Here is a 13,320-nt window from a genome sequence, read left to right as displayed (position 1 = left end):
TCAAATATCCTGCGGGCTTACGTTTTTAAGTCGTCCTTCACGCGAAGCTTTTCCAGTCAGAAGCTGCTGCATCAGGGCTTTCTTTTCCTGACGCAGGCGGAAAAGGTCGGATTCAAGGGCTGCGATTTCTTCATCCGCTGTGGTCAGAACAGCGGCGATGGCTTTCTGTTCAGGTAGTTCAGATGGGATCTTTATTTTTTGTCTAAGAACATCTTTTTTTCCCAAGCCCAACTGAGCTGTACCGTTAGCCCTGCGACGTAAATTCTTATTTATTGGGTATGAATTTATTATAAAATGAAGAAATTTACTGTCACAATCTTCAATATGAAGAGCGTAAACATGGTCGCCCAGCACATACAGATTGTCTCGATCAATGTAAGATGTTCGGCCTATAATATTTCCGCCTCCGATATCGTCTTTTGGCATGACTAACGTACCTTTTGGCAAAAGGTCTGCATTATGCTGAGTCGATTTCGTGCAAACGAGATTTCCTAATCTGTTTACCGAACCCATATCGACAATAAATCGCTCTCCATTTTCACAGATATATTGAGTTTTGGATGTTGCTGTTTGTACCGTGGCGACGTCTGAAAGAGAGCAAATTCTCCACTCCCCCGTGAACCCCGACAGGCGTTCTTTGCCTGTGAGGAGTTGCTGCATGAGGGCTTTTTTCTGCTGCTGGCTGTTGGCCAGAAGCTTCTCCGTCCCCTCAATCGTACGATCCCACGTCGAGAGGATCGCCGCGATCTTCTTCTGTTCGGGGAGAGGAGGAAGTATGATTGGAAAAGAACGAATGGTCGAAAGATTCAGTCCTGCTTTTGCGCCTGCATCGTTTAGAGAGTTCAGTTTTTGATTGAGCTTCTTCGAAGATAGGGCGTAAGCGACGAATGTGCTGGAAGCAGCCGCATTCTTTAATCTAACTAAAGCAAGATGCTGATTGATAAATGCTGTTCCAAATCCGCTCGGAACCAGACCGATTTTTCCAAGTTCCGCTGTGATGGAAATGAGAATGTCTCCATTCTTCAATGCTGTGCGTTTTCCATCAGTGGAGTCATGCGGAATGGAGACGAACTTCATGTCGTTTTCTGAAATTCTGACTCCATCACGTGCAAGGTTGGTCATTCTTACAAATTTATCGCCAGTATCAGAATAATACTGCGCCCAATCCCGTGATCCGCTAGTGACGTTGGACGCAATTTCTCCAATATTGGAATATTTCCACCCCTCAGGAAGCATAACCCAGCTCCTTCAGATAAGCGTCCATCTGGGCTTCCAGCTTGCTCAGTTCCGCCTTGATCTCCGCCCGTTCAGTCCGCACGGCGTTCAGGTCGATTTCTTCTTCTTCCTCAAACGTATCGACATAACGCGGAATGTTCAGGTTGTAGTCGTTCTCTTTGATTTCGTCCGGCGTGGCGAGGTGGGCGTATTTGTCCACGTCCTTGCGGGCGCGGTAGGTATCCACAATTTTTGAGATGTTCTCTTCGGTCAGCACGTTCTGGTTCTTGCCTGCCCTGAACTCCCGGCTGGCGTCAATGAACAGCACATCCTTCGTCTTGCGGTCCTTGCGGAAGATCAGGATGGCGGCTGGAATCCCCGTGCCGAAGAACAGCTTTTCCGGCAGGCCGATCACCGCATCCAGCAGGTTTTCTTCAATCAGCTTCTGACGGATCCTGCCTTCCGAACTGCCCCGGAACAGCACGCCATGCGGCACCACCACGCCCATGCGGCCCGTGGACTTGTAACGGTTTTGTGCCGGTTGACTGAGCGTTTAAAGCTTTCAACAGGAAAGGCATGAGACCATGGCATTGAAACAGACAGAAGAGTTTCGCCGCGAGGCGGTCAGGATCGCGCTGAGCAGTGGTTTGTCCAGGACACGGGTTGCGGCGGATCTGGGGATTGGCAAATCAACGCTGAGCCACTGGATTTCGCAGTATCGGTCGACTGATCTAACAGTGCCTGAAGCGTCGACGGACCTCGTCCGGGAAAATGAGCGTCTTCGCCTAGAAAACCGTGTCCTGCGGGAGGAGAGGGAAATATTAAAAAAAGCCACGCAGTTCTTCGCGAGCCAAAAGACGTGAGGTTTGCGTTTATCAGGGCACATCGTGACCGTTGGCCTATCGCCGATCTGTGTCGGGTTCTGCAGGTCTCGACGCGTGGCTACCGCGCATGGGTTTCCCGGCCCATGTGCGAGCGCCAGCGCACCGATCTGAAGGTTCTGGCTCATATCCGCGAGCATTATGCCCTGAGCAACCGGACCTATGGCCGTCCGCGGATGACCATGGAACTCAAGGAAGCAGGGCTTGCTGTTGGTGAACGCCGTGTGGGGCGACTGATGAAAGCCAACGATATTCGTCCCGTACGTACGCGTTGGCACAAAGTCACGACCGATAGTCGGCATTCTCTTGGTTTTGCTGACAATATTCTGGACCGCGACTTCATGGCCGATGCCCCCAATCGCAAATGGGCGGGCGACATCAGTTATATCTGGACCAGTGAAGGCTGGCTTTACCTTGCCGTCGTCATTGACCTGTTTAGCCGCCGCGTTATCGGTTGGGCCGCCAGTGACCGGATGAAAAAGGATATCGCTATCAGGGCACTCGATATGGCGATGCGTCTACGCAACCCACCATCTGGCTGTATTTTCCATTCTGATCGCGGCAGCCAATATTGCTCCCATGATTTTCAGAAGAAACTGACCGAATACAGGATGATACCGTCCATGTCCGGCAAGGGAAACTGCTATGACAACGCCGTGGTCGAGACCTTTTTCAAGAGCCTGAAGGCTGAAATGCTTTGGAGACAATGTTGGCCAACGCGGCGTCAGGCAACAGCCGCCATCTTTCAATACATCAACGGCTTCTATAACTCGCGACGGCGCCACTCCTATCTCGGGAGTATCAGCCCACTCGCTTTCGAGGCCAAAGCCGCGTAAAAGAAATTACATACCGGCACAAAACCGTTACAAGTCCAACACGTGATCTGGCCGATCTGGTGTTTCTCGGTGCCCTTAATCGGACGGGAGAAAACCGCTATGCACGGTATTCTCTTTGTCTCGGGTAAACAGGGTGTTTGCCGTTCCGCCGCAGGAAAATAGGGGAGGTCGTCGCATTTATGAACGCTGACAATCTGACAGGGCTTATCGGATATCTGAAACAGGATCAGTGGCAAGCCTGTTTTGAAGAAGTGTTGGGTGAGCATCTGGGACCGGCTTTAGAGGCGGCGGATATCAGCTTTGAAGAGCTGGGAGATATCCTCGGGCAGGGTGCGGCAATGTCACTCTGGGGCTGTGCCTTCGAAGATTTCTTGGGACAGAACTGGGATAACGAAAATTTCGTTGAGGTCTATCTGAAACGACGGGGCTGGAAAGAAGGTCCACGCAAAAGCGCTTATATGCGGGGCCTCAAAGAGGCCGTCATGAGCCTGTATGAGGTTTCGCAGATCGTGCCGGGTCAAAGCATGATGGTGCGTGACCTGTTGCGGGGTGGTGATCCTGTTCTGGTTCATGAACGCTCAGCCACACAGTCCTTGAAGCCTTGGGAGCGCATCGCGGCACGCCTTGTTCCCGAAGACGGCAAAATGGTTTTGGCAGGGAGTCTGTTGGCATATTCTCAGCAGGCTTGCGAAGATCTGGCTGAGAATTTGCGCGATGTTCTCAAGCGTAAGCGAGGTCAGGCTGAGTTTCCAAAGATCAAGGCAGATGTGCTCCGTGATCTGGCTCCGGTCTTCACGCTGACTTGGCTCTTTAGAACTATGGAAAACATGGTGAGCGCCTCCGAGCCACCTGTCCTGTTTAACAGCGATGGCGAAGACCTGGTCTTTCATGACGTATGTTTTCCTCTCAGCAAGGGAACCACCCAGAAGAGCATTGCCGAGGTTTTGAATACGATACCCTGTTTGCAGCATGCAGGGCGTATGATCTGGAATTGGACGCGTCAGGCTGGTGACCATGTTCCTGAGGCCCATTCTAAGGCAGGAGACAGCAAAGCTCAGTTTTTGAGTACGACGTTGGATGATGGTGGTCTTGTTCTGGGGAACTTGGAACTGAAAGGCCGTCAGCTGAGATTGCAGGTCAATTCAGAAACGCGGGCTGAGCAAGGCACGGCTTTACTCCGCAACGCCTTGGGAAGTCTGATTGGATCTCCTCTGACACAGATTATGACTGCCGAGCAGGCTATAGAAGAGCAGCGGACCTCTGGCCGAGGGGACGTGCTTGAAGACGAGATCTCGCTCGAAGAAGAGGCGGAAGTTTTGGCTGCTGTTCTGGAACAGCATTATCGCCGTGTTCTGGATGAGGTTGTTCCGGGGCTTGGGCATGTCACGCCGAGGCAGGCTGTTAAAACAGCTGCGGGGAAGAAGAAAGTCGCGGCTTGGTTGAAGCAGATTGAAGCCACGACAGCAGGCTTGGGGCGTGAGGGGGCAGGGGCCTCTTTTAGTTTCGACTGGATGTGGGAAGAGCTGGGTATCAAGGGGCTGCGGAAGTGACGGGGAGCGCTGCTCAAAAACGCAACAAGTCGGGCCAAAGATGTGTTTTAGGCAGCCTCTCTATGAGAGACGCGCGTCTGGTTTTAGGTGGGATGGTCGCGGCGCTGTTGTGCATGCCCATGATCGGTCATGCTGCGCCGTCTCGCTGTAAATCCCCATCTCCTGTGAGCCTGGGTCAGTCCCACCAGAAGAGCGGCAATCCGGTCGTTCTCCGCTGCCAGTCGCGGACGATAGCGAAAGCAGGTTTCCGATATCCCAAAAATCCGACAGGCCAGCGCAATGCTGACCCCGTGATGCGCCACAGCCTCTACGGCCAGTTCCCGGCGCTGGACTGGCCTCTTCATTTTTTTCCAAGGGCTTCCTTCAGGATATCCGTCTGCATGCTCAGATCCGCATACATACGCTTCAGCCGACGGTTCTCCTCTTCCAGAGCCTTCATCTGACTGATCATAGACGCATCCATGCCGCCATATTTCGCGCGCCACCGGTAAAACGTGGCATTGCTGATCCCATGCTCCCGGCACAGCTCTGGAACCGGGACGCCACCTTCAGCCTGACGGACCACACCCATGATCTGCGCGTCAGTAAAGCGATCACTCTTCATCAGAATCTCCTCATTCCATACGCTGAGAAAATTCTCATTCAAAAGCCACTCTTTTTATGGGGGGATTACCGGCGTGTCTGCACGGGCCGGCAACTCTATCATTAATTTCTGCACGTTTATCGCGATTAAGTGGTTTTTTCGATGATAAAAATCTCAGTCAGCAGAGAATTATCATTATCTTCTGGGTTTCAATAAACCCTCCTTTTCCGGGAGCCAACCTACTTGCGATAAATTCAGTTTACGAAATAAAGCTGCTCACATATCAATAAGAAATACATATTTATTATCCGGACTGTATCCATAATATGATTTAACACCAGTAATACCAGCCATTGTTTGATCTGACTCGTGGGGTACCCATCGGGTTAAAAATGTGATTAATAGGATGCATATCTTTCTCTGAAGGAGGCATCTGGGATGGCCATTCCTCTGGCCCTGCGTGACGATTATGATAGTCTGGAGTTGCGGCGCCTTGCGCGCAGAAGCAGGCACGCGGGTCAGTCTCGTCGCCTGCTGGCACTTGCTGGGATTTATGATGGTGCCTCGCGCGGCGCGGCGGCGCTCCTTGCCGGAACTGACCGTCAGAGTATCCGAGACTGGGTGGTGCGTTTCAATGCGGAAGGCCCGGAAGGCCTTGTTGACCGTCATGGCGGGGGACAGAAAGCCCGCCTGACAGCGGAGATGCTGGCTGCTCTGAAAGCGCACATTGAGGAGGGTCCGATCCCTGCGGTGCATGGTGTTGTGCGCTGGAGACTGTGCGATCTGTGCGGCTGGCTGCATGAGACATATGGCGTCACCCTGTCGGAAACCCGACTGGGCCAGATCATACGCCGCGAAGGGTTCCGTCTGCTGACAGCCAGGCCCCGACACTATCGGCAGGATACGCAGGCCCAGGACATTTTTAAAAAGAGTTCCCCGATGTCATTGCTGCGATCAGGACCAGACATCCCGGACAACACATTGAAATCTGGTGGGCGGACGAGGCACGGATCGGCCAGAAAACAAAGCTGACCCGCCGGTGGGCAAAACGAGGGACCCGGCCCCGGGCGGTTGCTGACCTGCGCACCAGGTCCGCGTGGATTTTCGGAGCTATCTGCCCGCAAAAGGGGGCAGCTGCAGGCCTTGTGCTCCCTGCCTGCAACCTCCACGGGATGCAGCTCCATCTCGCCGAGATATCCCGCACAATCGCGCAAGGCGCTCACGCGGTGCTGATTGTGGATCAGGCGGCCTGGCACACCAGTCAGAAGCTGGATGTTCCTGAGAATATCACCATTCTCCCGCTGCCTCCCCGCGCCGAGAAACTAAACCCGGAAAGTGCCGCTTGGAAGTTATACCAATTTGTCGTGGTTGTGACTCATGGGGGGTACCCAAAAAGGTAGAAATGTGATTCACCGGATACCATTGAAGAAGGAAGGTATCCGAGATGAGCAAGGCTATTGCACTGCGCGAGGATTATGACGCATCGAGGGTGCGCAGTATTGCCCGACGAAGCAGACACGCGGCCCAGTCCCGGCGGCTTCTGGCCCTTGCGGCGATTTATGACGGGGCGACGCGTGGTGAAGCGGCCCGTCTTGCGGGAACGGACCGACAGATTGTTCGGGACTGGGTTCTGCGCTTTAACGCACAGGGACCTGCGGGTCTGATTGATCGTCATGGTGGGGGTGCTGCCCGCCGCATCACACCTTTTGTCATGGAGGCTCTGGCGCAGCGGATTGAAGAAGGCCCCATTCCTGCTGCTCATGGTGTTGTGCGCTGGCGATTGTGTGATCTGTGCGCCTGGCTTCATGAGGAACATGGGGTCAGCGTGTCTGTCTCCTGGTTGAACAGGATCGTCCGGAGTGAGAATTTTCGTCTGCTGACAGCTCGTCCCCGGCACTATGCCCAGAACCCGGATGCCCAGAGCGTTTTTAAAAAAACTTCCCTCAAGCCCTTGCTGCCATCAGGGCATGTCACCCCGGAAAAGATATCGAACTGTGGTGGGCGGACGAAGCGCGGATCGGCCAGAAAACGAAGCTGACACGGCGTTGGGCGAAGCGTGGCACCCGCCCCCGTGCGACAGCCGACCTACGGACCAGATCTGCCTGGATTTTCGGAGCAATCTGCCCCGCTCAGGGGAAAGGGGCCGCTCTTGTTCTCCCTTCATGCAACATCCATGCGATGAATTTCCACCTCAAAGAAATCGCCCAGGCGGTTGCTCCGCAAAGTCACGCAGTCCTCATCCTTGATCAGGCCGCATGGCATACCAGTCTGAAACTGACGGTTCCCGCCAACATCACCATCATGCCGCTGCCACCACGCTCTCCCGAACTCAATCCGGTCGAAAACGTCTGGCAGTTTATCCGTAATACATGGCTCTCAAACAGAATCTTCAAAACCTATGACGATATCGTCGATATCTGCTGTCACGCATGGAACAAACTTATCGACCAACCTTGGAGAATCATGTCACTCGGATTACGCAACTGGGCTCATAAGTCATAGCAAAGACAAATTGGTATTATCCGCAATACATGGCTCTCAAACAGGATCTTCAGAATCTATGACGATATCGTCGATATCGCCTGCCATGCGTGGAACCAGCTTGTCGACCAGCCATGGCGTATCATGTCAATCGGACTACGAAACTGGGCTCATGGGTAATAGCAAACAACGGTTGGTATTAGGTGTAAAAATGGGGCGGCCTGCCAGGATCACAAAGCTACAGCAACAGGAAATCAAGGTCTTGCGTCAAAGTGGCGCAACACTGAAAGAACTTGCGTTGGAATACGAGATCAGCACCAGCACGGTCTCAAGAATTGCAACAGGGACAGATAGTCACCGCAGCCGTAAACGCCCTAAAAAGGAAAATTGATACTTCAGCTCTCTCATCTATGCCACTATTCATGATCTTACAGCGTAACCCCGCTTGAGTTTTTGACGTAATAGATGTGCCAGTTGATTAGCCGCAGCTCCTGCATCAGAAAAAAGATCCAGCCTTACTTTTCCGGGAGTTCCTATTCTTCCCCATCGTCGAATGAGTGCTGCGCCACCGAATAGATCCGGTTGAATCGAAAGATCGTAATAGCGCCATGTGTTACGCGGCGGATAGATGCGCACCAGAGAAACGGCGTCCGGGAAAAGAGCAAGTTGCAGACAAGCCCCATCTCGCACGGTAAAATCATTCCGCCGCATCTCAGGCAATCAGCAAAGCTTCATTGACCTGTCAGAGCATCCTTGACAGCCTTTGCTGGTGTATAGGCCAGTTTACGAGATGCGGGGATCACCAGATCCGCACCAGTTTGTGGATTGCGTCCTTTGCGCTCAGCCATCTGACGGACAACAAATTTGCCAAATCCTGAGATGGTCGTTTCGTCACCTTTCGCAGCGGCTTCAGTAATTGCTGCAAATACTGTTTCCAAGGCTGCTTTGGCATCTTTTTTTGAAATATCCGTTGCAGCAACAATACGTTCAATCAAGTCCTGATTATTCATTTAACGTGTTCCAACATGATCCATTAGGGAATGGAAGGGTAATAGATTTTACACCACAACCACAAGGGTTTACCTTCCACTCCCTCAATGATGGAACTTATGACCTGACTGGTGATACAGCGGAAACCGGCTCAAAGTAGGGGCCAGTGCCAAGCTTATCATCCAGCAGCCGCATAACTGTGGATAGACGGCACATATACTGGCGCATTTGATCCGACCGCTCATTATTTTGTCCAAGAGCAAACCAACTGATTTGCACGAGCTTCACCAGGTGAATGAGTTCCAGAATATCCAGATCATAAGACCACGGACGTTTTGCTTCGCTTAACGCTCTTTCGACAGAGAATTTTCCATTCATGCGGGTCACCAGGTGACGGGTTGATTGATAGATATCACCTTCTTTGAGCTCCGCAAGAAGACGCAAATCAGCCTCGCTAATATCGGGCGTGGCGGTGCCACTGTCGGTCTGCGTAACTGCATTCGGCCGGTATTCTCCCGTGCGACGGATCTGGGGCAACACCTCATCTGTTACCCACCGCCGGAACCGCTTGGCTACGGGTTTCGTCGCTATGAACGTCAGGTGGTAAGCGCCGCTCTCGTTAACGACGTGTGCTTCCTGAGGACCGCCCGCTGTCTGCAACAACACCAGCATGCACTCGTCATCGTCCAAACGGGTCACGGCGTGTCTAGGGTTCCTGATACCCAGTACGTTGCAAATTTCCTTTGCCAGAACCCAACGCTTACCCTCGATTGATACTGCTCCCAGTCCTTGTTCCTCAAAACGCAGACTATCAGTCTCAACAACCAACGGCTCCTTGTGCTGTTGGTGTCTCCGCTGCGCGCTCTCGCTGTTCATTAATCTGCCCCTCTCTCCAGATGTTCGATATCGCGAGCATCGCCGCCCATCATGCGACGGAAAACAGATTTCACTCTCAAAAAATCAAATGAATTGGCCCCCAAAGGGAGTCACGATTCTGACTCCCTTTCTCTGCTTGCCCAATCCTGGCGGCGCAGCCGCCGCACTGAGGGTGCAATGGTGTATGAAGGGCCTAAATTTGGTGGAACGGACGTGGGACTCATATGGGGCGGAAACGGAACGGAAACCCCACAGATATGGGACGCCATGAGGAACGGAACCCCCACGGAAATGGAACAGAAAGCCCCACAATCGTGGAACGGAAAAGCGGATATCGTTTTCGGTCGCATCTTGGAAGCGCACCCTCAGAGGACACTGAGGCCAAGAGAGAGACCCATGAAGTTCGCAAAGCTGAAAGAACGACTCAAAACGCAACCGCGCAAGCGCACGACAGGAAAACTCTATCAGTGGCTGTTTGAAAACCACGCAGAACTGTTGGAAATGCGGCTACCTGGTGAAATGTGGTTGCCTTACATAGAACTCGCCATTGAGGACGGCGTGCCTATCAAGACTGATACCAGGTCGATACAACGTGTGCGCAAAACATGGCACCTCGTTTGTCGAGCCAAAGCCAAACGGGCTCAAGCCCTTGCCACCTCAGGCATGGAAAAGCCAAAGAATGATGAGAATAACGACAGGCCCATCATGCCCAGCCGCTTGCCCGCCGACTGGACACCAGAGTTCGTTAATATTCCACAACCTGCCCCGCCACCTGTTCAGCCAGTTCCTCAAAGCTCCTCTCTGACCCTTAAAACCGAGACGGTTCCTGCAGGTGCCCCCATGACGATGGAGCAAAAAATAGACAAAGCTCGTTTTACGCTTGGTCAGGCCAAGTTCGATCTTACGTTGGCCAAGGAACAGATCAGGCGAAATGACAGTCAGGGTGCGCCGATGCTGGTCAAGGAAGTAGAGGCAAAACTCCCTGAACTAAGAGAGATCATCAAGCAAAGGCGGGCTCTCTATGATCGTCTGCTCGCAGGCGAGGATGTTCCCGAGGAAGAATTGGAATTCAAATCACCTCGCGAGAGAGAGGAAGATCAGTATTCGGACTGAAGAGGCTTTTCATTTTTTTCTGGAGAAATCCTATCTGGTCGCATGATGACACGGTGAAATCCTTCTGAACGGCACTCTCATGATTGTGCGGTGCCGCACCAGAAAAGGATGATTCAATGACTGCAACCAGAACGGATCCAGCGAAGACACAACCTGCCAAGCCAGCCCGCACCAAACCCCCTGTGCTCCTGACCGCAGTCGGTCGGCAACGCACGGGCAAGACCGTTTTCCTCAATGCCCTGACTGAGACAGTCATGCGTCAAGGCGGTGATGTAGAAGTCTGGAATACAGACCTCCTGAACGTCTCCCACTCCATCGCGCACTTCCACCCCAATACAAGGAAACCCGCTACGGGCAATCTCAAGGAGCAGAAAACCTGGCTGGAACAGCAGATCGAAGGCATGGTGAAACGCCAGAAAGACGTGATACTGGATATCGGCGGCGGCTGGACTGCCTTCCACGAAATCATCAATAGCACCCCTCTTGTGCCGCAACTGGCCAAGCTGGGAATTAAGGTTGTCGTGGTATATATGCTCGGCACGGAACTGGCCGATGCTGACTACCTGCAGGATCTGCAAGAGAAACGGCGCTTCCTGCCCGGCCACAGCATCATCGTGATGAACCGTGGCTTGCTGCCGCTTGGTTACTCAAACAACAGCCATTTCGACAAAATCCGTCAGACACCGGCAGTCATGAACGCCACGGTAGATGCGTCAGATGAAAATGGCGGAATTTACTTCTTGCCGGAACTGGACGGTATGGACGAAATCACGGATCGTCGGATGTCTTACGCAGACTTCATTGATGACAAGAATGTCGAGGGCCATCCCCCCAGCGGTCTATTTGACCGGATGCGCGCAGAAGTCTGGTTTCACCGCTCTTTCCCCGAGTTTCTTGCACAGATTGACCCTAGCCTCCTTCCCGACATGCCCAAAGGTCTGCCTGTCCCGAAAGACTTTGAGTAGCCATGAGACAGAAAAACGACAGACAGCCGGACAATCCACCCACTCCCGCGCAGGCGATTGAGGAGCTGAAGCATGCGCTTCAGCACTTCACTGTCAGGCCGGATACTGCGAACGGGCGTTTCTTCCTGGCGATACTGGCCGTGCTGGAAGCACAAAACCGCACCCTTGAAGCTATGCCCAGATGCCTCGATGAGGCCCTCGTCTTAGTAAAGGCAGAACGTCGCTCAATCGAACTTACATTGCAGGATGGTGTGGATGCAGCGAACGCGCTGAGCCAGATTAACGAACGGATGGTTGAGCAACGTATTCTGGATGTTGTCAGCAAAGTCTTCCAGTCTTTGAAACCTGAGATAGGGCGGCGGGCAAAACTGATTGCCGACCGGTATCAATGGCGCTCCACAGGCATCATCATCTTCTGGGGAATGGTGCTTGTTCTGATCGGTTTCGTGCTTGGGCGGCTTCCATGAAAGTGTGACCATAATGGACACACTTTCCCTGCCCGCTCTTTTTTTTAACTCGTCGCATCATGATGAGGAAAAATCACCGCATCGCAACCAAAGGAGATGCTCGTGAAAAAGAGACGAACCACGTGGAAGGTCTGGCCTGTGCTTGGCTCTTCGTTCTTGGTTTATCCTGCATTGGCGCAAACCGTCAATGTCCCGGCAGGTTTGCCGCCAACGGTCAATGCAACCTATCAGGAAGTTGGGATGGGCGGCTGGACACCGCCGACCTCCACCACAACACAGCAGATTAGTGGAAGTGGGTCCGTAGTCTCTACAACCACAACAAACGGCAGCAGTACGGATGCTCTGCAATCGATGTATTCCCAGTCATGGGGATATGCCGCGGCCCAAAATGCCAGCGCCCTTGGGGTAAATCCAGATGCTCTGGCCGCAACGTGCGCTGTAGAGTCAGGGTGTCGCAACGTTTATACAGCAAATGGCAACTCATCGATTACTGGTGCATTTCAAATGTCGAACGGCACCTACAATGAAGCTCTGCAAAAGGCGTTGGCCTCTAACCCCGGCCTTGCATCCAGTATCACGAACACGGGCGTTTCTGGCCAGCAAGATCCGGCCACACAGGCGGTTGCTGCAGCACAGTATCTCAAGGATGCTGCGACATCTCTTCAGAATTCAGGGATTAGCAACCCGACAGCTCTTGATGCCAGAGGCTATTATAACTTCGGTCCGCACGCAGGAGTTCAGCTTGCGCAGGCAGATGAGAACGCTTCTATGGCCTCCGTATTATCCAATATGTCGTCTGACCAACTTGCTAAAAACGGCATTTCGCCGGGTGAGACAGTCGGACAATGGAAATCTAATGTTGCTTCCAAAATGGGAACAGCAGCAAACTCTCCAATCCTTGCTAGTTAATTGAGGGTATTATGAAATTACGAAATCTACTGGCTTTTGCCTTAGCCGTTGCCCCTATCCCAGCTCTGGCTGCCAGTTTGACACCAGTAAAACCCTTGGCTGGTTACACATGCATGATGCTGAATGAAACTGCAGCACAATCAATGGACTTCCAACATCCGGTTTCGTTCAAGCTGAGACCTTTTGACAATGAGCCCGATATTGCGCCAGTCGGAAATCAGGTGGCCGTAAAAATTGGTGCCCGTGTTATGAATGGCTATGTCGAAACATTTGATTTTGCATTCCGCCCGCGCTGGGTCGCACAGAAATACCTTGAGCCTTATCATGCAAAGGCCGATCCCTCTGCAACATGTACTCCCGCCGTCATGTCAAATGGCCATCTTGGCTTCACGTATGGTCACTAAGCCCAGCTTAGGCACTAACGAGAGACCTTCCTGGCATTAATGTCTCTACT

Annotated in this window: 13 protein-coding genes and 3 pseudogenes; 10 read left to right on the top strand and 6 right to left on the bottom strand. The window is 52.7% G+C overall.

All coding sequences use genetic code 11. The annotated features are described in order from the left end of the window. Together ASN_RS10990 and ASN_RS10985 are read right to left on the bottom strand one after the other, a co-directional pair. On the bottom strand, positions 1-1,236 hold the full coding sequence (locus ASN_RS10990; RefSeq protein ID WP_058988190.1) for a restriction endonuclease subunit S: 1,236 nt from the start codon (positions 1,234-1,236) through the stop codon (positions 1-3). Next, positions 1,226-1,732, bottom strand: a pseudogene (locus tag ASN_RS10985) (N-6 DNA methylase); the annotation flags it as partial. The gene ASN_RS10990 and the pseudogene ASN_RS10985, both read right to left, overlap by 11 nt. 67 nt (positions 1,733-1,799) lie before the next feature. Here ASN_RS10985 and ASN_RS10975 point away from each other — a divergent pair. Together ASN_RS10975 and ASN_RS10970 are read left to right on the top strand one after the other, a co-directional pair. Next, positions 1,800-2,932, top strand: a protein-coding gene (locus ASN_RS10975; protein WP_099048305.1) for an IS3 family transposase whose coding sequence is annotated in 2 segments (ribosomal slippage) — positions 1,800-2,037 and positions 2,037-2,932 — 1,134 coding nt in all. Because the reading frame shifts where the segments join, the coding sequence is not laid out codon by codon here. 179 nt (positions 2,933-3,111) lie between these two features. Continuing rightward, complete coding sequence (locus ASN_RS10970) at positions 3,112-4,482, top strand: hypothetical protein (RefSeq protein ID WP_035379789.1); 1,371 nt, start codon at positions 3,112-3,114, stop codon at positions 4,480-4,482. A 149-nt stretch (positions 4,483-4,631) separates the two neighbouring features. Here ASN_RS10970 and ASN_RS18845 read toward each other — a convergent pair. After that, positions 4,632-5,086: pseudogene (locus ASN_RS18845) on the bottom strand (transposase); the annotation flags it as partial. Between the two features lie 417 nt (positions 5,087-5,503). Between ASN_RS18845 and ASN_RS10955 the strand changes: the two are divergent. The 3 genes and pseudogenes from ASN_RS10955 to ASN_RS10935 form a co-directional block, all read left to right on the top strand. After that, positions 5,504-6,414, top strand: a pseudogene (locus ASN_RS10955) (IS630 family transposase); the annotation flags it as partial. A 95-nt stretch (positions 6,415-6,509) separates the two neighbouring features. Then, positions 6,510-7,567 (top strand): IS630 family transposase gene (locus ASN_RS18840; protein WP_099048300.1). Its coding sequence is split into 2 segments (ribosomal slippage): positions 6,510-7,002 and positions 7,002-7,567, totalling 1,059 coding nucleotides; the frame shifts between segments, so codons are not numbered across the junction. 151 nt (positions 7,568-7,718) lie between these two features. Further along, positions 7,719-7,937, top strand: a complete 219-nt coding sequence (locus ASN_RS10935) for a helix-turn-helix domain-containing protein (RefSeq protein ID WP_197603278.1) — start codon at positions 7,719-7,721, stop codon at positions 7,935-7,937. Positions 7,938-7,966: 29 nt separating this feature from the next. Here ASN_RS10935 and ASN_RS18835 read toward each other — a convergent pair whose 3' ends face one another. The 3 genes from ASN_RS18835 to ASN_RS10925 all read right to left on the bottom strand — a co-directional run bounded on the left by ASN_RS18835 (position 7,967) and on the right by ASN_RS10925 (position 9,412). Further along, a complete protein-coding gene (locus ASN_RS18835; protein ID WP_082666649.1) occupies positions 7,967-8,257 on the bottom strand; it encodes a WGR domain-containing protein in 291 nt (96 codons plus the stop codon). 20 nt (positions 8,258-8,277) lie between these two features. Further along, on the bottom strand, positions 8,278-8,556 hold the full coding sequence (locus ASN_RS10930) for an HU family DNA-binding protein (protein WP_058988184.1): 279 nt from the start codon (positions 8,554-8,556) through the stop codon (positions 8,278-8,280). Between the two features lie 97 nt (positions 8,557-8,653). Next, a complete protein-coding gene (locus ASN_RS10925; protein ID WP_082666648.1) occupies positions 8,654-9,412 on the bottom strand; it encodes a BRO-N domain-containing protein in 759 nt (252 codons plus the stop codon). Between the two features lie 396 nt (positions 9,413-9,808). Between ASN_RS10925 and ASN_RS10920 the strand changes: the two genes are divergently transcribed. The 5 genes from ASN_RS10920 to ASN_RS10900 all read left to right on the top strand — a co-directional run bounded on the left by ASN_RS10920 (position 9,809) and on the right by ASN_RS10900 (position 13,270). Next, on the top strand, positions 9,809-10,525 hold the full coding sequence (locus ASN_RS10920; protein WP_231948184.1) for a hypothetical protein: 717 nt from the start codon (positions 9,809-9,811) through the stop codon (positions 10,523-10,525). Between the two features lie 116 nt (positions 10,526-10,641). Beyond that, positions 10,642-11,490, top strand: coding sequence for a hypothetical protein (locus ASN_RS10915; protein ID WP_058988182.1), 849 nt, complete (start codon positions 10,642-10,644; stop codon positions 11,488-11,490). Between the two features lie 2 nt (positions 11,491-11,492). After that, complete coding sequence (locus tag ASN_RS10910; protein WP_058988181.1) at positions 11,493-11,957, top strand: hypothetical protein; 465 nt, start codon at positions 11,493-11,495, stop codon at positions 11,955-11,957. A gap of 96 nt (positions 11,958-12,053) precedes the next feature. Beyond that, on the top strand, positions 12,054-12,866 hold the full coding sequence (locus ASN_RS10905; protein ID WP_058988180.1) for a hypothetical protein: 813 nt from the start codon (positions 12,054-12,056) through the stop codon (positions 12,864-12,866). An 11-nt stretch (positions 12,867-12,877) separates the two neighbouring features. Then, positions 12,878-13,270 carry a hypothetical protein gene (locus tag ASN_RS10900; protein ID WP_058988179.1) on the top strand — a complete coding sequence of 131 codons (393 nt, stop codon included), beginning with the start codon at positions 12,878-12,880 and terminating at the stop codon, positions 13,268-13,270. Positions 13,271-13,320: the final 50 nt, after the last annotated feature.

Origin of the sequence: Acetobacter senegalensis (assembly GCF_001499615.1) — a bacterium.
Taxonomy (GTDB): domain Bacteria; phylum Pseudomonadota; class Alphaproteobacteria; order Acetobacterales; family Acetobacteraceae; genus Acetobacter; species Acetobacter senegalensis.
Note: the sequence above shows the minus strand (reverse complement) of the source record. Positions and strands in the feature narration are given on the sequence as shown.

Bases quoted from the DNA above. Each gene is read 5' to 3' on its own strand.
- ASN_RS10990 (WP_058988190.1), bottom strand. From the start codon at position 1,236: ATGCTTCCTGAGGGGTGGAAATATTCCAATATTGGAGAAATTGCGTCC.
- ASN_RS10970 (WP_035379789.1), top strand. From the start codon at position 3,112: ATGAACGCTGACAATCTGACAGGGCTTATCGGATATCTGAAACAGGAT.
- ASN_RS10935 (WP_197603278.1), top strand. From the start codon at position 7,719: ATGGGTAATAGCAAACAACGGTTGGTATTAGGTGTAAAAATGGGGCGG.
- ASN_RS18835 (WP_082666649.1), bottom strand. From the start codon at position 8,257: ATGCGGCGGAATGATTTTACCGTGCGAGATGGGGCTTGTCTGCAACTT.
- ASN_RS10930 (WP_058988184.1), bottom strand. From the start codon at position 8,556: ATGAATAATCAGGACTTGATTGAACGTATTGTTGCTGCAACGGATATT.
- ASN_RS10925 (WP_082666648.1), bottom strand. From the start codon at position 9,412: ATGAACAGCGAGAGCGCGCAGCGGAGACACCAACAGCACAAGGAGCCG.
- ASN_RS10920 (WP_231948184.1), top strand. From the start codon at position 9,809: ATGAAGTTCGCAAAGCTGAAAGAACGACTCAAAACGCAACCGCGCAAG.
- ASN_RS10915 (WP_058988182.1), top strand. From the start codon at position 10,642: ATGACTGCAACCAGAACGGATCCAGCGAAGACACAACCTGCCAAGCCA.
- ASN_RS10910 (WP_058988181.1), top strand. From the start codon at position 11,493: ATGAGACAGAAAAACGACAGACAGCCGGACAATCCACCCACTCCCGCG.
- ASN_RS10905 (WP_058988180.1), top strand. From the start codon at position 12,054: ATGCTCGTGAAAAAGAGACGAACCACGTGGAAGGTCTGGCCTGTGCTT.
- ASN_RS10900 (WP_058988179.1), top strand. From the start codon at position 12,878: ATGAAATTACGAAATCTACTGGCTTTTGCCTTAGCCGTTGCCCCTATC.